Annotated in this window: 13 protein-coding genes; 3 read left to right on the top strand and 10 right to left on the bottom strand. The window is 59.3% G+C overall.

Annotated elements, in window-relative coordinates:
• Positions 1-230: 230 nt before the first annotated feature.
• From PCOSP_RS08020 to PCOSP_RS08000, 5 genes are all read right to left on the bottom strand, one after another.
• On the bottom strand, positions 231-5,462 hold the full coding sequence (locus PCOSP_RS08020; protein ID WP_464710799.1) for a hemagglutinin repeat-containing protein: 5,232 nt from the start codon (positions 5,460-5,462) through the stop codon (positions 231-233).
• Entirely contained in the window at positions 5,414-12,994 is a 7,581-nt protein-coding gene (locus tag PCOSP_RS08015; protein ID WP_464710798.1) for a two-partner secretion domain-containing protein, read from the bottom strand. The genes PCOSP_RS08020 and PCOSP_RS08015 overlap by 49 nt, the downstream gene beginning before the upstream one ends.
• Before the next feature lie 23 nt (positions 12,995-13,017).
• Positions 13,018-14,724 (bottom strand): ShlB/FhaC/HecB family hemolysin secretion/activation protein, encoded by a 1,707-nt coding sequence (locus PCOSP_RS08010; RefSeq protein WP_464710797.1) that lies wholly within the window; start codon positions 14,722-14,724, stop codon positions 13,018-13,020.
• Positions 14,725-15,164: 440 nt separating this feature from the next.
• Positions 15,165-16,784 carry an exo-alpha-sialidase gene (locus PCOSP_RS08005; RefSeq protein WP_464710795.1) on the bottom strand — a complete coding sequence of 540 codons (1,620 nt, stop codon included), beginning with the start codon at positions 16,782-16,784 and terminating at the stop codon, positions 15,165-15,167.
• Positions 16,781-17,677: a hypothetical protein gene (locus PCOSP_RS08000; RefSeq protein ID WP_464710794.1), complete on the bottom strand. Its 897-nt coding sequence runs from the start codon at positions 17,675-17,677 to the stop codon at positions 16,781-16,783. The genes PCOSP_RS08005 and PCOSP_RS08000 overlap by 4 nt, the downstream gene beginning before the upstream one ends.
• A 191-nt stretch (positions 17,678-17,868) precedes the next feature.
• Here PCOSP_RS08000 and PCOSP_RS07995 point away from each other — a divergent pair, with 191 nt between their 5' ends.
• Positions 17,869-18,144 carry a hypothetical protein gene (locus PCOSP_RS07995; protein ID WP_464710793.1) on the top strand — a complete coding sequence of 92 codons (276 nt, stop codon included), beginning with the start codon at positions 17,869-17,871 and terminating at the stop codon, positions 18,142-18,144.
• 235 nt (positions 18,145-18,379) lie between these two features.
• Here the strand turns inward: PCOSP_RS07995 and PCOSP_RS07990 are convergent, their stop codons facing one another.
• Entirely contained in the window at positions 18,380-19,726 is a 1,347-nt protein-coding gene (locus PCOSP_RS07990; RefSeq protein ID WP_139649561.1) for a DEAD/DEAH box helicase, read from the bottom strand.
• A gap of 192 nt (positions 19,727-19,918) precedes the next feature.
• On the opposite strand from PCOSP_RS07990, the gene PCOSP_RS07985 reads away from it, so the two are divergent.
• A complete protein-coding gene (locus tag PCOSP_RS07985; protein WP_139649563.1) occupies positions 19,919-21,217 on the top strand; it encodes a mechanosensitive ion channel family protein in 1,299 nt (432 codons plus the stop codon).
• Between the two features lie 393 nt (positions 21,218-21,610).
• Here the strand turns inward: PCOSP_RS07985 and PCOSP_RS07980 are convergent, their stop codons facing one another.
• On the bottom strand, positions 21,611-22,255 hold the full coding sequence (locus PCOSP_RS07980; protein ID WP_464710792.1) for a hydrolase: 645 nt from the start codon (positions 22,253-22,255) through the stop codon (positions 21,611-21,613).
• A 157-nt stretch (positions 22,256-22,412) separates the two neighbouring features.
• Between PCOSP_RS07980 and PCOSP_RS07975 the strand changes: the two genes are divergently transcribed.
• Positions 22,413-23,330 (top strand): LysR family transcriptional regulator, encoded by a 918-nt coding sequence (locus tag PCOSP_RS07975; RefSeq protein ID WP_139649567.1) that lies wholly within the window; start codon positions 22,413-22,415, stop codon positions 23,328-23,330.
• On the opposite strand, the gene PCOSP_RS07970 is transcribed toward PCOSP_RS07975, so the two are convergent.
• The 3 genes from PCOSP_RS07970 to PCOSP_RS07960 form a co-directional block, all read right to left on the bottom strand.
• The gene (locus PCOSP_RS07970) at positions 23,293-24,156 is read right to left on the bottom strand and encodes a carboxylate/amino acid/amine transporter (RefSeq protein ID WP_139649568.1); all 864 of its coding nucleotides are present in this window, start codon (positions 24,154-24,156) and stop codon (positions 23,293-23,295) included. The two genes, PCOSP_RS07975 and PCOSP_RS07970, sit on opposite strands and share 38 nt — an antisense overlap.
• 76 nt (positions 24,157-24,232) lie before the next feature.
• Positions 24,233-26,101: an ATP-binding protein gene (locus PCOSP_RS07965; protein WP_139649570.1), complete on the bottom strand. Its 1,869-nt coding sequence runs from the start codon at positions 26,099-26,101 to the stop codon at positions 24,233-24,235.
• Positions 26,102-26,308: 207 nt separating this feature from the next.
• Complete coding sequence (locus PCOSP_RS07960) at positions 26,309-26,908, bottom strand: FMN-dependent NADH-azoreductase (protein WP_139649572.1); 600 nt, start codon at positions 26,906-26,908, stop codon at positions 26,309-26,311.
• Positions 26,909-26,998 lie beyond the last annotated feature (90 nt).

Raw genomic sequence — 26,998 nt, 5'->3', positions numbered from 1 at the left:
TATTAAAAAATTTGAGCCCATCACCTCAGACACGGCCCTGATATGAGCCCGATTTTTATAGTCCCCACTACACCTAACCTCGTAAACTGTCTCGTCAACCTTAACATCCGAAATTTTCGTTGTCACTACTGACCAACCGCAGCTAGAACACTTCAATCCTTGCGTACTTGCCTGCCTGAAGACCTCCAACCTTCCCCCACACTGTTCACACACCATAGAGTTTATTTCTTTCATTTCGGCCCACCGGGATTGAATATTTTAAACGTCCCTTGATTTGATAGATCGGGAGTATTGAACAGCGGGGAATTAGGATTAGACGAATAACGCGGAGCGACTACCATCTGACCATTACTATAAGCCCAAACCAAATTAGTTGGTGCCTTCACCGGAACCCCCATCTTATTTGCTAGATTCTGAGCAAATCCAGTATCACATGCCCCAGTATCACACGACAACAATCGGATAGGTTGCCCATTGTATCCAGGATTATTCTCTATAAGCCTGGATACAACCCGCTGGTCGGCCATGATCGTTCCATTAGGGGTAACGATTTCGATTTTCTGTTGACTTCCATGGGCTATCACGTCAAAAAAGCCGTCTGGATCAACATCTGCTCTTTTTGAAGCATTTCTAAAGAATAGGTCCGTATCACCCATAAAGTTTGCCGGACCAGGAGCCGCCTCATTAGTTTTAGCAGCCCCACCTTTAATACCATAGAAACTAGCCAACGTCGCAGTAAGTGTGCTAAGCGTCATTGCAGTATCGTAACGACGCTCTACTTCCTCGCGGCTCAACCCAGACTCTTTTGTCAAGGCCGTAATTACCGCATCCCTTGTAATGTCTTCTTGTCCTAAACCTTGCAGCACCTTTTCAAGGTTCTCCGCATCTGCGGGATACAAGTCCTTATAAATCAGGCGGTAGGAAACACTTTTTCCATATTGTGAAAGAGCGTCTTGAGCTTCCGCAACCAAAACTGCACAAGCTCCCGAGGCTTTATTCCCCGTTGTACATATCGATGCGATGGCAGCATCTCGGTCTTTATCAATCTGTTTGATCGAGGCCAGCTCGGCCTTTTCCTCATCAGTCAGAAAGTTTTTATGCTCAAGAACGGCTTTTCTTGTAGCTTCATGAAGACTGAGATAGTTATTTTCTACCGCATTTTTTCCGGCCAATGCCGCCGCTACCGCGTCCAGAGAACCGTTCCCGGCCGATGCTCCACCGATGCCGGCAACCAGCGTAGCTAAGCTGGAAATGGTTTGCTTCTGTTCAGGAGTAAGTTGTTCATTACTGACGTCGCCGTACAGCTCTTCTTTAATAATCCGAGCCGTTTCTTCAGCCGCAACCGCCCCTACCGCTCCAGCTAACGCAGAGTTACCGCTGGCCTTGGCAACCAATGCACCAAGTACCGCGTGCGCCATCAGGTTAGCTGTCGGATCGCCGTCAGTAGCATCTCTGATCTCTTGAGCGATATAAGGCGCTGCAGCGCCACTTAAAGCACCAATAATATTGCCACTCAGCACGCCTTGTACGATAGAAGTAATCGCCTGAGATGCCTTCTGGAAGCTGCTCCCCATCCCATAGTCGCGTTGGACCTGCTGGCTGATTTGCTCGTCTGTCGGATTAATGATCCCCTGATCTTGAAGCTTCTGAATAGCGACTTTCGACGCTTCACTATCCTTCTTCTTAGCCTCGTCAATCTTCGCCGCAGCAATTGCGTCCCCTACACCTTTCACCAACTCCACCGAACTCTTCACCAGCTCGATGCGGTCATTCATCGCATCTTCATCAGGCTTATCAAGCTTCTCGTTGGCATTCGCCGTGTCGCGGTTCAACCCGACCACATCCTTCGCACCTTCCGGATTGCGAACGATGATCGTGCCTTCACTCACCGCACTACGCGTGTGGCTCTTATCCGATTCACTGAGGGAGATCCCGTACAACCCACCCATCGAGGCTGAAGCGCCGGCGCCGCTATAGCTGCCCGAGATGCTGGCACCTGCGGATTGGGCGTGGATTTCGCTGATGTTCTTGATATCGGTGGCGATGAGCCGGTCGGTGATCAGCGTGTTCTTGTCGGCCGAAGCATCGCTGGCGATCACACCGCCTTCGAGGGTGGTGGTCTTGCCGACATCGACCGTGTAGCCGCCCTTGCCGGCGAAGAGACCGGTCTGGTCCGTAACCGCTTTGTATTCACTGTTCATGTTGCCCGCAGCCACGTTTGCCGAGGCCGCGACAGGTGTGCCGTAGCAGAACGGTGGAATGCAGATGCTGGCACCGAAACCGCCGCTGCTTTGTTTGCTCTTCTGGTCCTGGGTGTCCTGACGGGAAACGATGTTGAGGTTGCCGTCGATCAGCGCATTGATTTCGTCGGCATGGACCTGAGCCCCTGCCAACGTCGTGTCGCCGCCACTGCGCAGCAACAGCGAACCGGTATTCACCGTGCTGTTGACCTGGGTGACGGAGCTGCCGTTGCCCATGCCTTTTGCGAGCTGGGCGCCCAGGTCCAGGGTGAAGCCGTTTTGCTGGCCGATGTTGAAGCTGGCACCAATGGCGGTTTTGTTGTTGCTGTTGTGGTTGGACCAATCGGCGGTGTTTTGCGCGCTCTCCAAGATGATGTTGTTACTGGCAAGCAACGACGTGTTGCCCGCCTTGATGCTGCTGCCGATAACGTGGAGATCACCATCGTTTGCCGCCGCATTGCCATTGGCAATGATGGATAAGGTACTGCCCGCATTGAGGGTGCTTTGCTTGGCGGTTTGGCTGGCGTAGTCGCTGGTGCTTTTGCTGTGGGTGCTGGCGAGTTCGGTGCCGATTTTGATCAGCGAACCGTTGCTCGCGGTTCCGCCCTGTTTATCGGCGAAGCCGGTTTTCTGGGCATTCGCGTCTTCCGTCATACCCCCGAGGTTGTAGGCCGCCAAGGCTGCCTGGGCGAGTTTCACCGCTTTGAGGCGAGGGTCATCCGTATCCTTCGCGGCCTCGACGGAGGAGCGAATGGTGTTGACCGTATCGATGATCGCACCACCGACGACACGACCAACCGCCAGGCTGTTGGCCTTGTCGACGGTGCTTTGCGTCGCCGTTTCCATGCCCGCTGCGATGGTGACATTCGAGCCACGCAGGCTCATGTCCTTGGTGCTGACCAAGTCACTGGCGATGACGTTGAGGTCGCCGCCCGCCACGAGGCTGACGTTGCCTTTGCTGGAACCTATGGTGCTGCCGGTTAACGTGGTTTGTGACGCCGTGCCGTTGTGTTTCTGGTTACTGATCGACAGGTGCTGGTTGCCGGTGATGTCATCGAGGCCCAGGTTGTTACCCGTCAATACACCCGTCAGGTCGCGATTTTTCTCCTTGTGCATTTGGGTGCGGGAAAAGGTGTTTTCTGCCGCGTCGATGGTCAGGTCACGTCCCGCACGTATCGTGAGGTCGTCGGTGCTGACCAATGCCGAGCCGGTGACAGTGGCATCGCGTTTGGCAACGACGGCGATGGTGTCGCCCGAGATCATGCTGCCGACGGCGGTGGTCTGGGTTTCGGCCAACTGGTCCTGGACCTTGCTCGACTTCAAGCCACCCCAGCTGCTTTTGCTTTGTTTGCGCTCGTGCCGTGCGCTGTTGGAATCGGTGACCGCGAGAATTTCTACGTCGTTACCAGCACTCAGGCCAACACTGCCTTTTTCCGACGTGACGTTACTGCCCTTGATCGTCAGGTCATTGCCGGCGCTCAACACATTGTTGCCACCGGACGTCACCGAACTGGCCACGTTGGTTACGGAACTGGTCTCATCAAGCCGGAATTTCTTCCCGGAAGACGACTTCTTGGTTTTGCTATAGAAGCTGTAGTCCGAATCCTCGGCCGATTGCAGCACCAGGTTCGCGCCCGCCACCAGATAGGCTTCATCCCCAGCATTGACCTTGCTGGCAATCAACTCCAGATCCTTCCCGGCACTGAGCGCCACATTCCCACCCGCGGTCACGCTGGTGGACACCTGACTCACATGGTCTTCCTGAGCCGTAACCTTCTTGGTCTTCCCATACGAATGCTGCTCATCCGCCGCCGACGCCAACGTCAGATCACCCACCGCGCTCATGCTGATATCGCGCTTGGCATCGATCTGGCTCGCAACCGCCGTCAGATCACGCCCTGCCTTCGCCGTCAGGTCGCGACCGATGTCCAGGCTGGAGCCGTATTGCTTGATGTCTTCATCACGATGCAGACCGCGGGTCCCACTGGCGACGCGTTCGGCCGAGGTGAGGTTGACATCGCGGGTGGCGCTCAGGGTTGTGTCGGCACCGCTCTTCAGCACCCCACCGACGTTGTTGATGTCACGCCCGGCGTTGATGGTCAGGTTGTTGGCGGCTTCGATGCGGGCGGCGCTGTCGATGAAGTCGGTGCGTTCACTGCGGTAACCGCTGTCGCTTTCGTGGGTGGTGACGGTGCGTTCGTTGATCACATCGCCGTTGGTGGCGGTAAGCGTGACGTCGCGTCCGGCGATGATGCCGCCGGCCTTGTTGACGAGGTTGTTGCCCGCCAGCAGGTCGAGGCGGTTACCAGCTTCCACCAGGCCGCTGTTGACCAGGTCATTGGTGGCTTTGGCCGACAGGTTGTTGCTGGCGCGCAGGGTGCCGGCGTTGTTCAGGTCCTTGCCGGCGATCAGGGTTACGTCGCTGCCCTGGATCAACGCGCCGTTGGCCGCGAGGCGATTGTTGGCGTTGGCCAGGTACAGCACCGGTACCAGGACTTGCTCACCGTTGATCTCGGCGTTTTCCATCCAGACGATGTCGTGGGTCAGGGCCGCGACTTGTTCGGAGGTGAGGCTCACGCCCAGGGACAGGTTGAGTTCCTGTTTGCTGGCGATGGCGTTGTTCATCAGGTACTTGAACATGTCCTCGTTGGAGGTCTGGCCGTCGATGAAGCGTTGGCCCGTGCGGGCAACCACGGCTTGCTGGATCAGGGTCTGCTCATAGAGGCCGTCGCCCAGGCGCTTGGCGCTCTGGTCCGGGTCGTAGCCGAGGTTCTGCAGCAGGTAGTCCGAGCTCATGAAACTCTTGAGGTCGGTAAGCACCGGGTTGGTTTCGATCAGGTATTTGTGCGGGTTGGCCGCCACAGTGCTGGTGGGCAGGCCCTGGACACGGTTGAGCGTGAAGTCGGCGCTACGGCCGGGCAAGGTGCCTGTCACGGTAGCGCCCGAGGTGCTGGTGTCGAGGCTGCTGGCCTGGTTGGCGATGTTGGCGGTTTGGCTGTCAGCGACGCTCAGGTCGAGACTGCTGGCGGTGGGTTGGGTGATGTTCCCTACACCTGGATTCCGCGCCTGGCCGGTGGGCAGTACCTGTTGGCGCTGGGCCGTCGTCAGGCTCGCGCTACTCAGGGTCCAGCTCTGCGGGCCGCTGGCGGCCGGCGTGCTACTACCCTGCCCGCTCAGGCGGAACAGGCCGTTCTGGCCGGTGGGCAGGCTGAAACCGGGCAAGGCGACCGGGTTGACCTGCTGTTGCGCCAGGTTGGGGGCAGTTGTTGATTGAGGGTGATGCGGGTCGAGTATTGGCTGCCTGCCGCCGCCGTGCTGGTGCGTGGGCCGCTACCAATGTAGCTGTAGCCCGGGCGTACGACGCTGTTGTCGATGTTGTTCTGGGTCGAGATGTTGACCGCGCCACCGGCCTGGATTACGGCTGCGTAGCTTTGGTCGCCGCCGGCGAGTTGGGTGGTCTTGCCCAGGTTCAGCTCGGCTTCCGTCATGCCGATGAAACTGGCGATACCCGCTTCAAGGCCACTGAGGTTATTGACGTTATAGCCAGCGCTTTCATACCAGTACTTATTGGTGAAATTGCTGGCCGCGGTGTACCAGGCACCGGCACCGCTCACTCGTTCGGAACGGAATACTCGGGTGGTTTGTGTCTCGCCGGTTTCGACGCCACTGTTGGTCAGGTTGGCCAGTGACGCGGTCAGGTTGCCGCCACTGGCAATGGTGCTGCTCTGGTTCAGCAGATCGCCGCCACGCAGGGTCAGGTTGCCACCCGCTGTAATACTAGAAGCCGCGCTGGCTGCGGTGACTTCGGTTTTTTCGCGTTGCAGCAACTCCCAGACATGGTTCTGCTTGCCGCTGCAATCCCCGGCGTTATAGCCCTCGATACAAGCTATTTCGTAGATTTTGGCGGTGTAGATACCGCCGTTGCCTACGGTCAGCAAGGTCCGGATGTTTTGGATCGTGCTGGCCGCCAGGCTCATGCTGGCGTCGCTTTGGATCGAGCCGGACCGGTTGAGGATGCTGCTCGCCAGCGCGCCCTGGCCGTTGCGGTCAACGGTGAGGTTGCCCAGGCTGTAAATATTGGCGTCGAGGTTGTTCAGCGTGTCGACCCGCAGGCCCATGTCGGCGCCGCTGAAGATCAACCCTTGATTGTTCGTCAGCAAACCGGTCGTGACGGTCAGCCCCTGACCGCTGCCCAACGTCCCGAAATTGTTCAGCCCAACGGCGTTGACCACCAGGTTGCCAGCGGAGGTCAGCCGACCGACGCTATCCAGTTGTCCCCTGACGTTGACGGTAGTGGAGCCACCGCCGGCGATGCTGGAGTTGGCGCTGTTCAGGCTTACTTGCGCAGCGCTAAGCCCCAGAGTGCCCTGGCTGCTCAGGCGACCAGCGCCCCAGTAAGCGCCGCTCAGGTCGATGTTCACGCTGCCATTACTGGCAAGCAGGCCTTCGTTGAACCAGTTGACCCCGCTACCGGTGAAGCTGTCGGAGGCCAGCAGTTGACCACTTGCGGTCTGGGTGAAGTTGTTGACGTTGACGTTCAGGCGCCCGGCCTGGATGACGCCGCTGTTGCTCCACGTGTCGGTGCTGATGGTCAGGCCGCCACGGGTGACGAGCGTGCCGCCGGCGGCGATGAGATTTGCTGTGGAGATGTCGAACGTGCCGGTGCCCACGTGCAGCAGGCTGCCAGCAGTGTTGAGGAAGCTGGCGGCGCCCAGCGTGAGGTCGGTGTTGGCGGTTTCCAAGGTACCGTTGCGGTTATCGAACAGCCCACCAATCTGGAAATCGGTCTTGCCGCCCGCACCCAACGCCCGCAACTGCCCCGTCTGGTTATCCAGGCTCGCCGCCTTGATCGCCAGGGTGCTGTCACTCTCGATGATGCCCAGGCGGTTGTTCAACGCACCGGTGAGGTTCAGATCGATCTGACTACCGGCAATCTGCCCGTCGTTGTCGCCGCTGTTGTCGAAATCGTTGGCGGTAACGCTGACCTTGCCCTTGGCATACAGGCCGCCGTTGCGGTTGTCGAAGTTGCGGGTGGTGACGCTGGCATCGCCGGTTTGCGCCGAGATACGGCCGCCGTAGTTGTCGAGGCCACCCAGGGCGATCAGGTTCAGGCGCTGGGCCTGGGTGATGCCGCCCTGGCGGTTGTTGTTCAGGTCGTAGCCGTTTTTCAGAACGCCGCTGAGTTGGGTGGTGAGCAAACCCTGCAGGCTGGCGAGCACGCCGCCACGGTTGTCCAGGTTGCGGGCGACGACCATCAGGTCGCCGGCCTTGGCCTGGAGGCGACCGCTCTGGTTGTCGAGGTCGTTGGTGACGGTCAGGGTCATGGCGCCCTGGCTCTGCACGGTGCCTTTGCCATTGGTGAGGCTGGCGGCGTCGATCTGCACGCCGCCGTTCTGGCTGTAGATCAGGCCATCGGCGTCGTTCTGTACCATGCCGGTGCTGGTCAGGACGAGTTGATCATTGGCGGCGACGGTGCCCCGGTTGCGGTTGTCCAGGCCAGCGGTGAGCAAGGTCAGCAGACCTTGGCTGACAATCTGGCCGCCCTGGTTGGTGATCTGCGTGGCGCGCTCGACCCGCAGCGGGCCGGCGCTGGCGAGTTTGCCGTTGGTGTTGGTCAGGGCCCCGAGCAGGTCGAGGGTCACGGCGGCGTTGCCGATCAGCTGGCCGCCGGTGTTGTCCAGAGTGGTGCCGGTGAAGCTCAGGGCATTCTGGGCGTTGACGGTGCCGCCGGCGTTGCCGAGGATCATGGCGTTGATGACCAGGGCATTGCCGCTGTCGATCAAGCCGCCCTGGGCGTTGTTGAGCAGACCGCCGCTGACGGTCAGGGTCTGGTCGCCGCCGCTGGAGAGGATGCCACCGCCGTTGTCCAGGCTGGCAGCGCTGACGGTCAGTTGTTTCTTGCCGACCAGTGCGCCGGCATTGCCGTTGAGCAGCGCCCCGCTGAGGGTGGCGCTGACGTCCTCGTCGCGGCTCGACAGGGTGCCGCTGTTGCGGTTGTCCAGACTTGCAGCGGTCAGGCCCAGGCCCTTGAAGCCGGACAGCAGACCACCCTGGTTGATGACGTCGCGGGCGCCCAGGGTCAGTACGCCGTTGCTGATCAGTTGGCCGGCGCTGTTGTCCAGGTCGCGGGCGCTCAGGTCCAGGCTCTGGCTGCTGGAGATTTCGCCGTGTTGGTTGTTCAGGTCTCGCAGGTGTTTGAGGCTGAGAACACCGGCGGTGGTGATGAGGCCGGCGCTGTTGTTGAGGTCGCCGGTGGCGGCGCCGAAGTCGATGGCGATGGCACTACCGAGCAACGAGCCTTGCTGGTTGTTCAGGCCGCTGGTGTTGACGGTCAAGGCATCGGTGGCGCTGATCAGCCCGTTGCCCTGGTTGTTCAACTGGCCGCTGAGGGCCAGGTCGAGGTTGGCGCGGCTGGTCAGGGTGCCGCCGTTGTTGTTCAGGTTTGCGGCTTCGACGTCCAGCGCGGCGGCGGCGATCAGACCCTTGAGGTTGGTCAGGGCGTTATCGACGCGCAGGGTCAGGGCCTGGTTGCTCAGCAGTTTGCCGTTGTCATTGTTCAGGCTTTGCGCAGCCAGGGTGAACGCCTGGGCGCTGGAGATTTCGCCGCCGTCGTTGTTGACGGCCTTGAGGTTCTTGAGCATCAACAGCGGTGCGTTGATCAGGCCGCCCTGGTTGTTGAGTTGGCCCTGGTTGAGGTCCAGGGTCAGGGCCGTATTGCTGAAGAGTTGACCGCCCTGCTGGTCCAGATCGGTGACGCTGGCGGTGAGTGCGCCGTTGCTGGCGATGCGGCCGCCGTTCTGGTTGGTCAGTTTTTGCGTGGTCAGGTCGAGGCTGGCAGCGCTGGTCAGGCGGCCGGACTGGCTGTTGTCGAATGCACCGGTCTCGACCAGCACGCCTTGCTTGCCGCTGATGGTGCCACTATTGCGGTTGTCGAGGCTGGCGCTTTTGACGGTGAGGCCGGCGTCGGTGACGATCTCGCCGCCCTGGTTGAGCAAGGCATTGTCGAGCTGGAGCCCCAGTGCGCCAGCACTGGAGACGCTGCCCAGGGTATTGGTGAGGCTGGCCGCCGTCAGCGTCAACGCGCCTTCGGCACTCAGTACACCCTGGGTGCTATTCATGTCGCCAGACAGGTCGACGGTAAGGTCTTTCTGGCTCAACACCAAACCGCCGCTGTTATCCAGCGTCTTGCCCGTCAGGCTCAGGCCAGTCTTGCCCGACAACTGACCCTTGGCGCGGTTGAGGACGTCCTTCACCGTCAAGGCCAATGCGCCGCTGGCGAGCACCTGGCCGCCATCACTGTTGTCCAGAGCATTGCCGATCAGGGAAATGTTTGACTGACCCGAGAGTTCACCACCACGGTTATCGATCGAATCGACCTTCAGGGTCAGCGCGTCGGTGGCGCCGACCAACCCAGCGTGGCGGTTGTCCAGCGACGTGCCGGTAAGGGTCAGGCTGCCGAGGGCGATCATCTGGCCGCCCTGGTTGTTGACGCTGGCGACATCGGCCGTAACGGCGGCTTTGCCGGCAATCTGACCGGCCGTGTTGTCCAGGCTCGCGGCCTCGATGTGCAGATCACCATCGGCGATCACGGCAGCGTCGCGATTGAGCAGTTGCCCGTCCACACTCAGGACCAGCGCGCCACGACTGCTGATCAGGCCACCGGTGCTGTCCAAACTGGCGCTGTGGCTGTCGACGGATTGCGCGGAAATCAGCCCCTTGACGCTGTTGAGCACTTGATCGATGCGCAGGGTCAGGGCCTGGTTGCTGATGAGTTTGCCGTCACCGTTGTCCAGGTTTTGCGCGGCCAGGGTGAATGCCTGGGCACTGGAGATTTCGCCGCCCCGGTTGTCGACGTTCTTGAGGTTCTTCAGCACCAGAACCGGCGCGGTGATTACGCCCTTGAGGTTGTTCAATTGGCCGTGGTTCAGGTCCAGGTTCAAGGAGGTCTTGCTGAACAGCTCACCGCCCTGCTGATCGAAACCGCTGACGCTGGCGGTCAGTGCCTTGTCACTGGCAATACGACTGGCAGCGCCGTTGCTGACTTGGCTGGCGGTCAGGTCGAGGGTGTCGCCGCTGACCAGATACCCACCCTGGGTGTTGTCGAAAGTGCCGGTGGTGACGCGGGTCGCGCCTTTGGCGCTGAGCAAGCCGTTTTGCTGGTTGTTCAGGCTCTGGCTGGTGACGGTAAGGCCGGCATCGGTGGTGATGGAACCACCCTGGTTGACCAGGGCGCCGACGGTGGTGAGTGCCAACGCGCCGACACCGGTGAGACTGCCGTCGGTGTTGTCGAGGCTGCCGGTATTGGCCGTCAGTGTGCCTTCGCTGCTGATCAGGCCGGCAATGTTGGTCAAGGCGTTGTCGAGACGAATGTCCAGGCCTTGGCGGGCGACGAGGCTGCCGCCGCTGTTGTCCAGGCTTTGTCCGGTGACGGTGCTGGTGCCGGTGCTGAACAGAAGGCCCTTGGTCTGGTTGATGATCGCCGCTACTTTCAGGCCCAGGTCGGTGCCAGCCAGGACCTTGCCGTTGTCGCTGTTGTCCAGGCGCTGGCCGTCGATGTCGATGCCGAGCGAACTGGAAATCTCCCCGCCACGGTTGTCCACGGCATCGACGTCGAGTTTCAGCGCTTTTGTCGCGCCTACCAGACCGCCGTTGCGGTTATCCAGGCTCTGGCCGCTGACGGTCAGCAAACCCTGGGCAACCAGTTCACCACCTTGGTTGGTCAGTTGGGCGACGTTTGCGGTGAGGTCGGTCTTGCTGGAAATACGCCCGCCGGTGTTATCAACGCCAGTGGTTTCCAGGCGCACCGGGCCGCCGGCGCTGAGCAGGCCGCCGGCGTTATTCAGTTGCGTGCCATCCACGCGCAGCGCCGCCTGACTGCTGAGCAGGCCTTGTTGACGGTTGTCGAGCTCGACGACTGTCAGTTGCATGTCCTTGGCGGAACGGACTTTGCCGGCGCGGTTGTCCAGGGTATCGCTGCGCAGGGTCAAGCGGTCGTTGCCGGTCAGGCTGCCGCCCCGGTTGTCCAGGCGAGCGGACTGCACATCAACGACGCCTTTCGCCCCGACGCTACCTTGCCGGTTATCGAACAGACCACCGATACGCGCCGTCAGACTACCGTCGCTGACCAGACTTCCCCCTAGGGTATTGTCCAGACTGGCAGCAGTGACCGTCAGCATCGCACCGGAACCCAGCACGCCGTTCTGGTTGTTCAGGGCACCGATCAAACCGATGTTCAGTGCCACGTCGCCAGTGAGCTGGCCGTCGCTGTTATCCAGGGTGCTACCGGTGAGCTGGGTGGTCGCGGCGCTGGAGACTTCGCCGGCGTGGTTATTCAACTGCCCGACAGTGGCCGTGAGGTTGCCATTGCTGCTGACGACGCCTTGGGTGTTCAAGAGTGTGTCGGCGGTCACGGTCAGCGTTTTGTTGCTCAGTACCCGACCGCTGTTCCGGTTATCCAGGGTTCCGGTTTTGACCGTGCTGGCCTGCCCAGCACTCAAAGTCCCGCCCTGGTTGTTCAGGGTTTGCGCCACATTGGCCGTCAGGTTGCGGCTGGCGATCACGCTCTTGCCGCTGTTGTTGAGATTCTGCGCGGTGAGGCTGACATCGCCCCCTGCATTGCGAGTGTTGTCCGCATTGACCCCAGCTTCGATGACGCCGTTGTTGGTCAACTGCCCGCCGCTGCTCAAGCTGATCCGGTCACGGGCGGCGATGTTCTGCTGCACGTCCAGTGCGCCGCTGGTTTGCATGTTGACGCTGGCACCGTAGACCGCCCCTTGCACGTTGGCGCTGGCGGCCTTGGCGGTGACCGCGCCGGTGGCTGAGGTGTCGGCCAGGCTCAGATGCCCGTTGGCGTCGAGCTGGATATCGCCACCGCTGGCGATCAATTTACCGTCCAGCTTCACACCGACACCGGCCTCGGTACCCACCAGCTTGATGGCGCCCGCGTACATGCCGCCCAGGGCCGAGGAGTCGATGGCCAGTTGCGGTTTGGCGCTGCCGTCGTCGGCGCGGGCGGTGGAATTGAGGCTGGCGGCATCGACGTCGTTGCGACCGGCGACGATGGTCAGGTTCTTGGCCTGGATCTCGGCGTTGATTTTGGCGCTGCGGGTGATGATTTCGAAGCGGTCGACGTTGGTCGCGTTGAGGCCCGCGCCTTCGACGGTGACGCTACCCTGGTCGACCTGGTAGCGCGTCAACTGACCGTTTTCCACCACCGGTTTGCCGGTGGTCAAAGTTGCCTGGGGGGTGTTGATGAAGCCGCAGCCGTTACAGGTGATGCCGTAGGGGTTGGCGACGATGACGTGGGCCGACTGCCCCGCCACCTCGGTGTAGCCACGTAACTGGCTCGGGCTGCCGCCGTTGACTTCGTTGAGGATGGTGGTGGCGGCCGCGCCGTTGAGGTTCGGGTTGCCGAGGATGATCCCGCCCAGTTGCGTGGACTGGGTGCGGGACGTGGCGTTGTTGAGGATGACGCCGTTGCTGCCGACGTTGTAGTCCGTGAACTGGTTGTGGGACAGACCATTACCGTTGGGGCGCGCGATGTTGACGATGGGCACGCCATTGCCCGCCTGGCCGAGGCTGGTGCCCGGCGCACTGACGACGATACCGTCGGCCTGGGCCCACATCGGTTGCCAGAACATGACGTTGGCCAGCAGGAACGCCAGGCCGCGCTTGGGCATGCCGCAGAACCGTTCGCGGTTTTGCAGGGCAGCAGAAGGTTGGCGGGCCAGCAAGGCGTATTGGCGGTCGTCCATGATCAGGTCTCGTTGCAACAGAATTAAATGGATAGATCAACGCGGAAATAGATCGGCGCTTCACGCTCGGTCAGCGCATCCGGGCGTTCCAGGGAGTGGGCGAAGGTGACGCTGGTGGTGAGGTGCTGCCCACGGGCGAACAGTTCCAGCGAGTTGCTCGACATGCGCCCGTGCTGATCGCCGTTGTAGCGGGTCCCGCTGATCACGCCCTGGTCATACCCCAGGCTGGTGCCGTATTCGGCAAATACCGGACGCAGCCATTCCAGGGTCACCGGGCGGCTCCAGCGCAAGTCGTTGCGCCAGTAGCCACCGTTGTCACCAGCCAACGACTGGTCCTTGTAGCCACGAATCGAAGACTCTCCGCCCAGGCTCATGCGCTGCGGGCTGAACAGCACGTCTTCGCTGCGCTGGCCGGTCATCAAGCTGCTGAAGCTGAAAGACTCGTCCCACAATTTGAACGGTTGCAAATAGCTGACCGTGGCGGTGTATTTGCGATAGCGGGCGTCAGCCTGGCCGGGTGCCGGGTCGTGGTTGGCCTGGGCATCGAAGGCGCCGATCCCTTGTTGCATGCCCAGGTCCAGGTTGACGAAGGCACTGCCCACCCGGCGGCCGTGGTTGATACCGAACTGCGCTTCGCTCAGGCGATTGCTGCTCAGGGCCAGTTTGCTGTCTTCGATGAAGTTGTTGCTGCGCAGGTAGGCCAACCCAGTGTTGAGGGAAGTCTTGCTCAGGGCGTCGCGATAGATCACCCGCTCGATCCGCAACTGATGGTTCTGGCTGTCGCCGGTCTGCTTGAAGTTGAAACCATTGGCCGCGATCTGTGAGCGATACTCGCTCTGGCTGTAGGTGTAGCTGACGTTCCACCAGCCAAACGGCAGACTGTAAGAGAGCATGGCGTTTCGCGAGGTGTGCTGGTGATCGCTCATCGCGTCATGACCGCCGCGCAGCATCAATTGATCGGCCAGGCCCAGTGGACTGTCCCACTCGAAGCGGGTGCCCCACTGCTGCTCGCCGGTGCTGCGCTGGCCGTCGTTGCTGCGGGACAGCCCGGCGCGCCAGGGCCTCTGCGGAGTATTCTTGACCAGCACTTCACTGCCGCCGACGTTCTGGCCGGGGGTCAGTTCCATCTGCGCCTGGTTCGACGGCAGGCGATTGAGCTGGTCCACCATCTGCTCGATTTCCCGCAAGTTGACCAGCTCGCCGGTCTTGCCGGGAAACGCCATGGCCAATTCGCGCTCCGACAGCTGGCTGTTCTCGGCGCCTTTCAAGCCTTCGAGCCGGCCCTCGACCACCAGCACTTGCAGGTGCCCGCTGGACAGATCCTGCTGCGGCAAGTAGGCACGGCTGGTGACCAGGCCCTTTTCGATGTAGTGGTCGGTGATGACCTTGAGCAGTTCATTGAGCTGGGGCACGCCCAGGCATTGGCCGATGTAGGGCTTGAGCAGCCGCTCGCGTTCATTGGCCGAAAGGCTGTCGGCGCCCTTGAGCTCAATGGTCTTGATGGGGAAGCAACGGGTATCGGCCGGCGCGGTCGGCTGGGTCGGTTTCGCCTCCTGGCCGGGCAAGTCCTTGAGTTCTTCCAGACGGCGGCGCTGCTCTTCGAGCAAACGGTTCTGGCGCTCGCGGATCAGGTCGGTTTCACCGGGGGTGGGGGCGGCGTGAGCCAGAGTGAGCGGAGACAGGCACAGCAAAGCCAGGCACAACCTCGCCCAAAGGGCGGGTGAGAACATGTTCGATCCCTCGATATAAGCGACATCAAAATAGTGGCGCGATACTAGTTAGCCATCATATTGACGTCAATTAAATATTCGAGTTTTTAGGCTACTGGCTGGAACCATTGATCTGAAATCAGATACCTCCTATTCAGTGGCCAATAGTCCCGACCGGACAGACAACGTGGCCACTGTCCCCATAAAAAAACCGGACCCAGTGTCTAATACCAGTCAGTTAAGGATCAAACGGCGCAAAACCTGTGGGAGCAAAGCTTGCTCGCGATAACGACAGCCCCGTCAACATTGCTGCTGACTGACTTACCGCAATCGCGAGCAAGCTTTGCTCCCACAGGTTTGTGGCTTAACTGAGTGGCATTAGACCCAGCGTCCGGTTTTTTTCGAAGCGCGCGGTGCCCGCTTCAGCAGGCGGGGTTATCCGTGCTTGCGCGCTTCACCGCTCAAGGTGTTTGTCTGCTACTTGCCTCCTTCTCAATAGCCTCCCTATTCCGGGGACCGAAAGAGTATTTCAAGGCCCGTTCCTTCATCGTCCGCGGGTCCGGCAAGCCTACGGTCTCCGGGTTCGCAAAGCCGGTTTGTTTATTACCGAGCATAGGATTGATGGCATCGAACAGAAAACTGAAACCTTGTTTCAGCGAACTCTGGGCAATGCCGTGGCACCCCATGCAGCCGCCCATGGTCAGGCTTTGGGTACTGTGGTCATAATCCGGCACATTGATGTTCGGTTGGTTGCGGGCATTGGTCAGGGTGTTGTCATTCCGAATCGGGAATACGTTGCTGCCACGAAACAGCTGGATCCCCGGCTGGCTGCTTTCGACCATGATATTGGCCAGGTAGTAATCCGGGTCGGTTTGAGTGCTCGACGGGATGGCTTGCACGCCTTTAAGCCGATAGTGCTTCCAGACCGAATTGTTGAACTCACTGCTGCCGTCCATGAGCTGTCTGACCCGGTTGTTCACCGCTTCAACTTCGGAATAAATGGTCAGCGGTTGCACCACACGGATCGGGCCGGCCTGTCCTTCGGGAATCCCGTTGCTGTTGGAGTAGACGCCAGGATTCTTCGAAGTGGCGACGAGACCCGCGTTCGGCAAAGAAACCGTATAGGTTTTGTTGCCGTCAGAGAAAGTGGCGGTCGGCGGATTCTTTGTAGTATCGAGACCGGGATAGGCAATCTCGTTGTAGTTGGCGATGTAATAGAGTCCGCTCGGCGACTTGCCATCGGACAAGGTCAGGGCATCCTCGTGCTCGAACGTGGCGAATATGAAAGTCGGGTAGTTGGGCGTCTTGTGGATGATATGCAGGGCGACCAGCGCATAGTCTTCATTGTGCGCCACCGGCGCATCGTCCTTGCCCTGATAGGTCACCACCGTCGCCGTGTGGTAGCGAGCGCGATTCTGCACCGGAATGTCTGCCAGTTTGCGCCATGCCGCCTTGACCTCCAGCGCGCCGTCGGGCAGCACAATATGGCCCGGAAAATCGCTCAAGGTTCGCGCATACTCGTAAACGACGGGGTTGGCCTTGGCCTCGAACAGGATCTGGCTGTCGTTCGAAGGGGCATAGTCGCTTCCTGTCTTCGCCGCATTCGGCGGGTTGACCGGGAAAAATATCGCGTTCTGCCCTATCTGGGTCGCCTCGTCCAGATTGTTGTAATGGGCATAAGTGGCGCCTGCCGCCAAGGGTGCTCCGTTGGGGAACTGGATGTAGCTGTATTGCGGAGCGGAACCAAATGGACGTATAGGACCGCCTGCAGAATTCTTTTGCTCCTTTGCCGCCGGAAACAGCTCGGTACGGTGAGCGAAGGTTTGCCACAACAAGGGGTTGGGGGATTGTGAGGCCTTGCCCGAATCGGCAAAGCTGCTGTCGGGATTGCCGACGCCACGGTTAGCCGGCAACGGAGTCTTGGCCGTATTGTTCAGGGCGAAAAAGCTCCGCCAGGCGAAGGTTGCATAGTCGGTATGGCTGAGCCCCGTCGCCAGGTCCGCAGGCAGCTGCGGGTTGTCCGTCGTCAGATCGCCCGTGGTAATGGCATAGGAAACACCCAGTCCCGGCGCGCCCGTCAAATCCCGAGCGTCTTGGAAAAATAGGGACTCCAGTTGACCCCGTCGGTTGAAGCGAACGTATTAGTGCCACTGCTGATAAAAATGCGGTTGCCGATCATTGTTGCGCGGCTCAACAGAAGCTCATTGGCTATACCCGACAGCGTTTGCTCATCGCCCCAATGAGCACTGCGGTCGTAGGCACGTACGGCCAAATGGCCAATATCATAAGAGTAGTAGAGCAACAGCTCACCGTTATAAACCACCGGCACTATGCTCAGGATCCTGTAAGCGTTTTCCTTGAATCCGAGACTTGGCTGGCTCCACTGAAGACCGTCGTCCGAAGTCACGTAATAAACAGTGCTGTCGTCCTCCTCGCAGTAGAAGACAAACAATTGCCCGTTGTACACCACAGGACTGTTATAAGCGGCATCACTGGAGGCTGTGATAGGACTGACGTTGGACCAGTTCATGCCATCTTCCGAGCTGATGCTATTTACTTGAGCTTGGCCGGTAAAGGTCAGTATCAGCTTTTGCTTGAACACCGTTACTGAAACATTACCCAAGAGGTTGGGTACGGGGATGGTCTGTGGAGAAGACCAATTATTTCCTTCCACCGAAGTGGAAAAATAGATATGAGCGGTATCACTGTCACTGACCCAGAACATATACAGCTTGCCTTTGAACGACTGCACTGCGGGTGTAAACAACCCAACCGAAGTGGCTGGCACACTGCTGGTCGCAGACGGCTTTCCATTGATAGCATCAGGACTGTCGAATACATCCACTTCTATCCCCACACCTCGTTGCGGCGTGGCAATGATTACGCTTTCCGCATAAGTCGATGAGACCACGAACACGCTGCACAGGCACAACAACAGCCGACTGAATACCGCTCTAAGCGCCATAGCTTTCATTCCTTTGAATAATCCTTTTCCAAGGAGCGGCCCAGCGTTGCAGGCGCAACGCTAACGGTCGTTTTTTCCATGGTAGACGAGTGTTTAATAACGGCCAGGCTCATTCTGAAAAGAAGTGCGGTCAGTGAACTTTCCACCCGACATCGGCCTCAACCCCTTACCTGCCCAACAAGGAATACGAGGCCCACACCATGAAAAACCTCCTGAAATTCACCCTTGCTACCACGCTCATCTGCGCCTTGCCCGTCTGGGCCACCTGTACGCCCGAAGAAGCCACCGCCAAGCGTGAACAGCTCGCTCAGGAAGTGAGCAAGCTCACCCAACAGAACCCGGCCAAGGCCAAGGAAATGAATGATGAGCTGCAGGCCATGGATCTGGAAACCGCCAGCAAGGACGTGCCGGACAAGTGCCAGTTGATTGATAAGCGCCTGGAGGAATTGAAGGATGCGGGGAAGAGGGCAGGTTGATTGCTTGGCGAATACGCATAAAAAACCGGACCCAAGGTTCTAATGCCGATCAGTTACGCCACAAACCTGTGGGAGCAAAGCTTGCTCGCGCTTGCGGTAAGTCAGTCAGCAACAACGTTGACTGATCTGTCGCTATCGCGAGCAAGCTTTGCTCCCACAGGGGTTGTGCCATTTGATCCTTAACTGACTGGCATTAACCCAAGGTCCGGTTCTTTTATGCAGCCTTACGGCCGATTCACTCAGCCGCTGGCGCTTGCGGCTTGCGACGCTTGAGCGGGGCCATGCCGTCCTTGCTGACCAGCGCCGGAGCGTCGGTCTTCGGGCGGTTGGCGGTCTTGCGCTTGGTCGGGGCCTTGGCGGCGGTTTTCTTCTTGTCGCCCTTGGCGTCGACCTTTTTCTTCTTCACGCCCACGGCCTTGCCCGAGGCCTTGACCTTTTTCGGTCCGCCGTAGGTGCCTTTGACTTCCTTGATGGTGCGGCGCTCGAAGCTCTGCTTGAGGTAGCGCTCGATGCTCGACATCAGGTTCCAGTCGCCGTGGCAGATCAGCGAGATCGCCAGGCCATCGTTGCCGGCGCGACCGGTACGGCCGATGCGGTGCACGTATTCGTCGCCGCTGCGAGGCATGTCGAAGTTGATGACCATGTCCAGGCCATCCACGTCCAGGCCGCGCGCGGCGACGTCGGTGGCCACGAGGATCTTCACACCGCCCTGCTTGAGGCGATCGATCGCCAGCTTGCGGTCCTTCTGGTCCTTCTCGCCGTGCAGCACGAACGCCTTGTATTCCTGCGCCACCAGGCGACCATAGATGCGGTCAGCCATGGCGCGGGTGTTGGTGAACACGATGGCTTTTTCGTAGGTTTCGTTGGCCAGCAACCAGTTCACGATCTGTTCTTTGTGCTGGTTGTGATCCGCGGTGATGATCTGCTGGCGGGTGGTGGAGTTCAGTTGGCTGACCGCGTTGAGCTGCAAGTGCTCTGGGTTGTTCAGCACCTTGGCGACCATTTCCCGCAGGCCCGAACCGCCGGTGGTGGCGGAGAACAGCATGGTCTGCTGGCGGTTGGCGCATTCGTCCACCAGGCGCTGCACGTCTTCGGCAAAGCCCATGTCGAGCATGCGGTCGGCTTCGTCCAGCACCAGCACTTCGACTTCCTTCAGATCGAGGTTGCCGGCGTTCAGTTGTTCGATCATCCGCCCCGGCGTACCGATCAGGATGTCCGGCACCTTGCGCAGCATGGCGGCCTGGACCTTGAAATCTTCGCCGCCGGTGATCAGGCCGGACTTGATGAAGGTAAATTGCGAGAAACGCTCCACTTCCTTCAAGGTCTGCTGGGCCAGTTCACGGGTTGGCAGCAGGATCAGGGTCTTGATGCTGACACGGACCTTGGCCGGGCCGATCAGGCGGTTGAGGATCGGCAACACGAATGCGGCGGTCTTGCCGCTGCCGGTCTGCGCCGTCACCCGCAGGTCACGCCCCTGGAGCGCGAGCGGAATGGCCGCTGCCTGCACCGGCGTTGGCTCGACAAATTTAAGCTCGGCCACGGCTTTGAGCAGGCGTTCGTGCAGGGCGAATTCGGAAAACACGGGTGCTACCTCGAAGAAATGCAAAAAAACAGCTGCATAGGGTAACGGTTTCGAGCGCGAAGGCCGAGTTTCTTTATGCAAACGGCGACAATCAGTGGCTTTTTTCACGGCCGACTCGCCATCAACAGTCACTTCGGCAGGCTTAAATGCTCTAATCCCTCGTCGAATTCCAATAGAAGACCCGTTTCGCCCATGGACATCAAACAGCTCTGGTTCAACATCCAAGACCTCTGGGGAGCCCTCGACCAGCACCCGCTCCTGCATACCGGCCTCGCCCTGATGTTGCTGCTGACCATTGCCCTGGTGCTCGGACGCGTGGCACGTTACCTGATCCTGCACGGCGCCAAGCTGCTCGGTCGCCAGCCGGCCCTGCATTGGGTCAGCGACCTGCGCCACAACAAGGTCTTCCATCGCCTGGCGCAGATGACGCCCTCGCTGCTCATCCAGTTCGGCCTGCCGCTGGTACCCGGGCTCAGCAAGACCAGCCTGGTGTTCCTCGGCAATGTCGCCACGGCCTTCACCGTTCTGTTCCTGATGCTGACCCTCAGCGCCCTGCTCAACGCCCTGCTGGATGTCTACGCCCGCACCGAACACGCCCGGACCCGCTCGATCAAGGGGTACGTGCAACTGACAAAAATGGTGCTGTACGTATTCAGCGCAATCATCATCGTCGCGACTCTGATCGACCGTTCGCCGTTATTGCTGCTGTCAGGCCTGGGTGCGATGTCGGCGGTGATCCTGTTGGTGTACAAGGACACCCTGTTGTCGTTCGTCGCCAGCGTGCAATTGACCAGCAACGATATGCTGCGAGTCGGCGACTGGATCGAAATGCCCCAGGTCGGCGCCGACGGTGATGTGGTGGACATCACGCTGCACACGGTCAAGGTGCAGAACTTCGACAAGACCATCGTCTCGATCCCGACCTGGCGGCTGATGTCCGAGTCGTTCAAGAACTGGCGCGGCATGCAGCAATCCGGCGGACGACGGATCAAGCGCAGCCTGTTCATCGACGCCAGCGGCGTACGCTTCCTGCATGATGAGGAGGAACAGCGCCTGACCCATGTTCGTCTGCTGACCGACTACATCAGCCGCAAGCAAGCCGAGCTCAAGGCCTGGAACGAAGCCCAGGGCAACGTTGCGGCGATGTCGGCCAACCGTCGCCGGATGACCAACCTGGGCACCTTCCGGGCCTATGCCCTCGCTTACTTGAAGAGCCACCCCGAAATCCAGCCGAACATGACCTGCATGGTCCGCCAGATGCAAACCACGGCCCAGGGCATCCCGCTGGAAATCTACTGCTTTACCCGCACCACCGCATGGGCCGACTACGAACGCATCCAAGGGGATATTTTCGACTATTTGCTGGCGGTGATGCCGGAGTTCGGCTTGAACCTGTATCAGCAGCCGAGTGGCATGGATTTGCGTTCAGGGTTGCTGCCGGCGGTGTTGGGCGCAAGTCATATTCCGGAGGAGCAGAAGCAGGTGATCTGAATTCACCACCGATCCTTGTGGGAGCCTAGCTTGCTCGCGATGGCGGTGGGTCAGTCAACATCCACTTTGAATATGACGCCGTCATCGCGAGCAAGCTCGGCTCCCACAGGTCACGTGTCATATCCAAAAGTCATGAACACCACAAACCCATGTGGGAGCGCGCCTGCTCGCGAATGCAGTGGGTCAGTCAACATCCATTTTGAATGTGCCGCCGTCATCGCGAGCAAGCTCGGCTTCCACAGGTCACGTGTCATAGCCAAAAGTCATGAACACCACAAACCCATGTGGGAGCGAGCCTGCTCGCGATTGGCAATACCAGTCGACATCGATGTCGTCTGATTGATTGCTATCGCGAGCAGGCTCGCTCCCACAGGGGTTGTAGCTATCTGCTGGTTACTTGACCTGACGCTGCGGAGCCTTGTGCACCATGGTGTAGGCGTAGTCCACGCCCATGCCATAAGCGCCGCTGTGTTCCAGTACCAGCCCCATCACCGCTTCGTAAGTCTCTTTGTGTGCCCAGTCACGTTGGAATTCCAGCAGCACTTGTTGCCAGGTCACCGGCACCGCACCGGCTTGAATCATCCGCTGCACCGACATGTCGTGCGCTTCTTTGCTGGTGCCGCCCGAGGCGTCGGTGACGATGTAGACCTCGTAGCCTTCAGCCAGTGCTTCAAGTGCCGGGAAGGTCAGGCAGACCTCGGTCCACAGCGCCGCGATGATCAGTTTCTTGCGGGCGGTGGCTTTCACCGCGTCAACCAGCGCCTTGTCTTCCCAGGAGTTCATCGAAGTACGCTCGATAGGCTTCTGATCCGGGTGGACTGCCAACAACTCAGGCCAGATGTAGCCGCTGAAGCTTTCGGTTTCGACCGAGGTGTAGATCGTCGGTACGTTGAAGATCTTCGCTGCCTTGGCCAGGCCGACGGTGTTGTTCTTCAAGGTTTGACGGTCGATCGACTGTACGCCGAAGGCCATTTGTGGCTGGTGGTCGATCAGGATCAGGGCGGAGTTGGTTGGGTTCAGCAGTTCGCGGATAGACATGGTGTGTTCCTTTTTAATGTCGAAATTTCAATCGGTTAGGGTTTGTCGACGTTCGCTTCAGCGGTGATGTCGTCGGCATGGGTGTACTTTAGGGGCTAGCCACAAAAGGGACAATTACCTAAAATCGAGAATCATTGATTCTAAAAAAGGAACAATCATGGATCGCATCGAATGCATGCGCGCGTTCGTCGTCACCGTGGGCGAGAACGGCTTCGCGGCAGCCGCCCGGGCCATGGACGTGCCGAGGTCGAAGGTCAGCAAGCAGATTCAAGCGCTGGAAGAAGCCATCGGTGTGCAACTGCTGCAACGCACCACGCGCAGCCTGCATCTCACCGAAGCGGGCGCCGAGTATTTCGAAGCGGCTCGGGAGGTCCTGGCGGCCCTGGATGAGGCCGAGCAGCGGGCACGGGATGGGATCGGTGAGTTACGCGGGGTGTTGCGGGTCAACGCGCCGATGTCGTTCGGCTTGCGACGGCTGGGCAAGCTGATACCGCTGTTCCATGAGCGGCATCCGAACATCGAGCTGCAAGTGGTACTCAGCGACCAGCAGGTCGATCCGGTGCGCGGCGGTTTCGACGTGACCATCCGCATCGCCAGCATGCCCGACTCGACCATGATCGCCCGGCAACTGGCGCCGGCGCCGCGCATCATGGTTGCCGCCCCGGCTTATCTCAGCCGTGCGGGCGTCCCGCAGACGCCCCAGGACCTGCGCACCCACCAGTGCCTCAACTACGGCTACCTGCAAAGTGGCGTGAGCCTGCAATTGAGCAATGGCAAGGAGACGCAACGGGTCAATGTCACCGGCCCCTTGCACGTCAACAACGGCGACTTGCTGGCGCAGGCCGCCGAGGCCGGCATGGGCATTGCGCTGTTGCCCGATTTCATTGTGGAAGACGCTCTGGCGGCCGGGCGGCTGGTGCCGGTGCTGTGCGAATGGCAAGCGCCGGCGATCAGCATCAACGCGGTGTATTCGTCAGCCCGGCGCCTGCCACAGAAAACCCGGGCCTTCATCGACTTCCTGGTCGAACAACTGGCGACTAGACAGGCTGCGGCTTGCGCAGGCTCAACCGACTGATCCACACCGCAAGCAGAATAACACCGCCGCCCAGGAACAACCGGCCCAATGCCTCGTGCTGGTTCCAGATCAGCAGGTTCAACAACAGCCCTACAGGCACGTGCAGATTGTTCATCACCGCCAAGGTTCCGCCCTGGACCAGGCAGGCGCCCTTGTTCCACCAGTACAGCCCCAGTGCAGTGGAGACGAGGCCGAGAAACACCAACACGCCCCATTGCAACGGCGCTTCAGGCCAGAAATTGGCCTTGCCGAACAGCAGGAACGCCGGCAACGCCACCGCCAGCGCACCGAGGTAGAAGTAGCCGAAACGCCGGTAGTGCGGCAGGTCGCTCGGGTGGCGGGCCACCAGATGCTTGTACAGCACCTGCCCGGCCGCGTAGGTGAAGTTGGCCAGTTGCAGCAGCAAGAAGCCCATGAAGAAATCCGGATTGATCCGGTCATAGCGAATCACCGCCGCTCCGGCCACGGCCACCAGTGCAGCGACCAGTGCCCAAGGATTGAAACGACGGTTCAACGCGTCTTCGATCAAGGTGACGTGCAGCGGCGTGAGGATGGTGAAAAGCAGCACCTCGGGCACCGTCAACACCCGGAAACTCAGGTACAGGCAGACGTAAGTCACGCCGAACTGCAAGGCGCCAATCAACAGCATGCCGCGCATGAACGACGCTTCAACCTGGCGCCAGCGGGTCAATGGAATGAATACCAGCCCGGCCAGCAGCACCCGGACCAGTACCGCGAAATAACTGTCCACATGCCCGGCCAGGTATTCGCCGATCAGGCTGAAGGAAAATGCCTGGATCAATGTCACAAAAAGTAGATAGCCCATACGCCCCTCGTTTCGGAAGGCGGCGAAGATAGCGGTTTTTGCCGGATCAGTGAAAGGCGTTCACCCCAAACCCACTTCAACAGGACACTTCATCCACCGCCGGCGTGCGAACCTGGCGTTGCTGCCGATCATTGGCTGCACGCTGAAACACGCGGGTCACGGCCTGGAAATTTGCCGGCTTGGTTAGAATGTCATCGGCACCGGCGGCCCTGAAACGTTCGACCTCATAGGAAAAAACACTCGCGGTAAAAGCAACGATGTAACAAGCATCGCCCTGGGGCAGCGCACGGATCTTGCGGATCGCTTCCACCCCATCCATCACAGGCATGTTGATGTCCATGAGAATGACCTCTGGCATCGACGTCGCACAGCGACTGACCGCCTCCAGGCCATCGGAGGCAAGATCAGAGACATACCCCAGCGCTTCCAGCATCGCCATGGCCACTTTCTGATTCACTGGATGGTTCTCTACCAGCAGGATATCGAGCGGGTAACGCGTGGCGAAATATGAGTCGAAATCCACTGCAGCATGCTCGTCATCCAAGGGGATTTCCGAGCCTCGAAAAGGCTCCATAGGGAGCGAGAAAGAGAACGTCGAACCGACACCCGATTGGCTGGTAAAAGATAAAGTCCCCTGCTGGGCTTCGACCAGTTTCTTGCAGATTGAAAGACCGAGGCCACTCCCGGTAAAACGTTGACTGACGGTGCCTTTAAGCTGAACGAAGGGCTCGAACAGACTGCCTTGCCGCTCTTCGGGGATGCCTATGCCGGTATCGTGTATGGAAAAGTCGAGCCAGACTCCAGCGTCGTGTCCACTCGTCGTGACCGTGAGCGATACTTTTCCGCTTTCGGTGAACTTGATCGCGTTGCCCAGCAAATTGATCAATACCTGACGCAGACAATCGAGATCGGTTTTAACCCAATGAGGTACGCTCGCAGAAACCTGCGTCTCGATGACGATCGGCTTGTCCTTGATGCTCTGCTGGATGATTTCAACGCTGGATGAAACCAGGCTCCGCAATTCAAATACACGAGGTTTCAACTCAAGTTTACCCGCCTCGATTTTTGCCAGATCGAGCACGTTGTCGATCAGCGAAAGCAAGCTTCGTCCGCTGGTTTGAATCGTTTTCAGGAGGCTGTTCTGCTCGACAGTCAGGGATGAACGTGCCAGCAACTCGGTTGCACCGATAACCCCGTACATGGGGGTACGGATCTCATGGCTCATGGTGGCGAGAAATCTGGTTTTTGAACGGTCCGCTTCCTCGGCGGCATTCTTTGCCTCATTCAATATCCGCTCGTTCGTTTGCAACTGCTGGAGATGAGCACGGGTGCGGAAAAGGCTGAAGGCGAGAAAAACCAGGATGGCAAGAATGATATGGTGCAGCGAATCCTGATTGAGTTGGTGGTAGTAATCCGCCAACGTCATCTCCGCCCCCGCCACATAAACCGTACCGTCCTTCGACTTCATCGGAACGAAGACCGCACGAAAGTCCCCCCAATGATCCGAGTAGTCGATCCAGGTGGGCTCGCTGCGCTCGAAGCTGTCGAGTAACGCCTGGCTGGCATCGGGATAAGGGTCGAAGAAACGCACGAAGTTCTTTTCCTCGATTTCTTTCTTCGATGCGCTGGAACTGATCAGATACGCCTTTCCATCGCGCTTGATCACGCTGTAGACAAAGGCGGTGCCCATTGACTCATTGAAACTGGAAAGCCGCTGAATGGCGTCCCAGTCTTGCGCCGGCGATTTGGATTGTTTGTCGATCAGGTTGTCATGATAGCCGTCACCGAGGATGGCCGAAGCGCCCAGCGCAGCATGCAGCAGTTTGCTATTGATGTTGTCGGTCAGGATCCCCTGGGTCTCGACATAGAGGTAATAGATATAGCCACTGACCCCTAAGATGTAGGCCAGAAGTAACGCCCATGTTTTGCGCCTGAGTCTGAACATCGTCCACAGCCTCCATTCTGTCCGCCCAGCATAGAGTGAAGACTGGTTAAAAACCATTCTCAAAAAAAAGCCCGATCTCGCCAATGCGTTCAATCGGGCTACTGCACTCAGGAGCAATAAGTGCAAAGGGAGGTTCGATGCGCGAAACGGTTTGAAGGGAATCGCCAGGCCACTAGACCACCCGACGATTACCCGAGGATTAACAAGTCAGGCGACTTGGGACAGTTTGGCGTTGGCCTGATTCAAGCCCTTCTCCTGGAAGTCACCGCCCAGGTTCATGCCTTCGGCATGGATGAAGGTCACGTCGTGGATACCGATGAAGGCCATGACCTGGCGCAGGTAGGGTTCCTGGTGATCGGAGCTGCCACCGGCGTGGATGCCGCCGCGAGCGGTCAGGACGAAAGCCCGCTTGCCGGTCAGCAGCCCCTGGGGACCGGTGGGGGTGTACTTGAAAGTCACCCCGGCACGCAGCACGTGGTCGAGCCAGGCTTTCAAAGTACTGGGGATGGCAAAGTTGTACATCGGCGCGGCCATCACCAGTACATCGGCGGCCAACAGCTCATCGGTCAGTTGGTTGGAGCGCTCCAGCGAAGCGTTCTCGATGTCGTTGCGCTGCTCGGCGGGCTTCATCCAGCCACCCAACAGGTTGGCGTCCAGATGAGGCACGGCATTGACGGCGAGGTCGCGGACGTTGATTTCATCGGCCGGGTGAGCGGCTTTCCACTGCTTGATGAAAGTCTGGGTCAGTTGACGGGAAACCGAGTCTTGCTGGCGGGCACTGCTTTCAATGATCAGAACGCGGGACATGGGATGTAGGCTCCATCTGAATGAGTTGTCAGTCGATGGAGCAGAGATTAATAGGGACTATATCGATGAAAAAGCGCAAATATTTGCTGC

This window comes from Pseudomonas sp. MAFF 730105 (assembly GCF_055380705.1).
Note: the sequence above shows the minus strand (reverse complement) of the source record. Positions and strands in the feature narration are given on the sequence as shown.

Coding starts and splice junctions, on each gene's coding strand:
- PCOSP_RS07965 (WP_139649570.1), bottom strand. CDS start 26,101: ATGTTCAGACTCAGGCGCAAAACATGGGCGTTACTTCTGGCCTACATC.
- PCOSP_RS07980 (WP_464710792.1), bottom strand. CDS start 22,255: ATGTCTATCCGCGAACTGCTGAACCCAACCAACTCCGCCCTGATCCTG.
- PCOSP_RS07995 (WP_464710793.1), top strand. CDS start 17,869: ATGAAAAACCTCCTGAAATTCACCCTTGCTACCACGCTCATCTGCGCC.
- PCOSP_RS08015 (WP_464710798.1), bottom strand. CDS start 12,994: ATGGACGACCGCCAATACGCCTTGCTGGCCCGCCAACCTTCTGCTGCC.
- PCOSP_RS07975 (WP_139649567.1), top strand. CDS start 22,413: ATGGATCGCATCGAATGCATGCGCGCGTTCGTCGTCACCGTGGGCGAG.
- PCOSP_RS08000 (WP_464710794.1), bottom strand. CDS start 17,677: ATGAAAGCTATGGCGCTTAGAGCGGTATTCAGTCGGCTGTTGTTGTGC.
- PCOSP_RS07970 (WP_139649568.1), bottom strand. CDS start 24,156: ATGGGCTATCTACTTTTTGTGACATTGATCCAGGCATTTTCCTTCAGC.
- PCOSP_RS08010 (WP_464710797.1), bottom strand. CDS start 14,724: ATGTTCTCACCCGCCCTTTGGGCGAGGTTGTGCCTGGCTTTGCTGTGC.
- PCOSP_RS07960 (WP_139649572.1), bottom strand. CDS start 26,908: ATGTCCCGCGTTCTGATCATTGAAAGCAGTGCCCGCCAGCAAGACTCG.
- PCOSP_RS07985 (WP_139649563.1), top strand. CDS start 19,919: ATGGACATCAAACAGCTCTGGTTCAACATCCAAGACCTCTGGGGAGCC.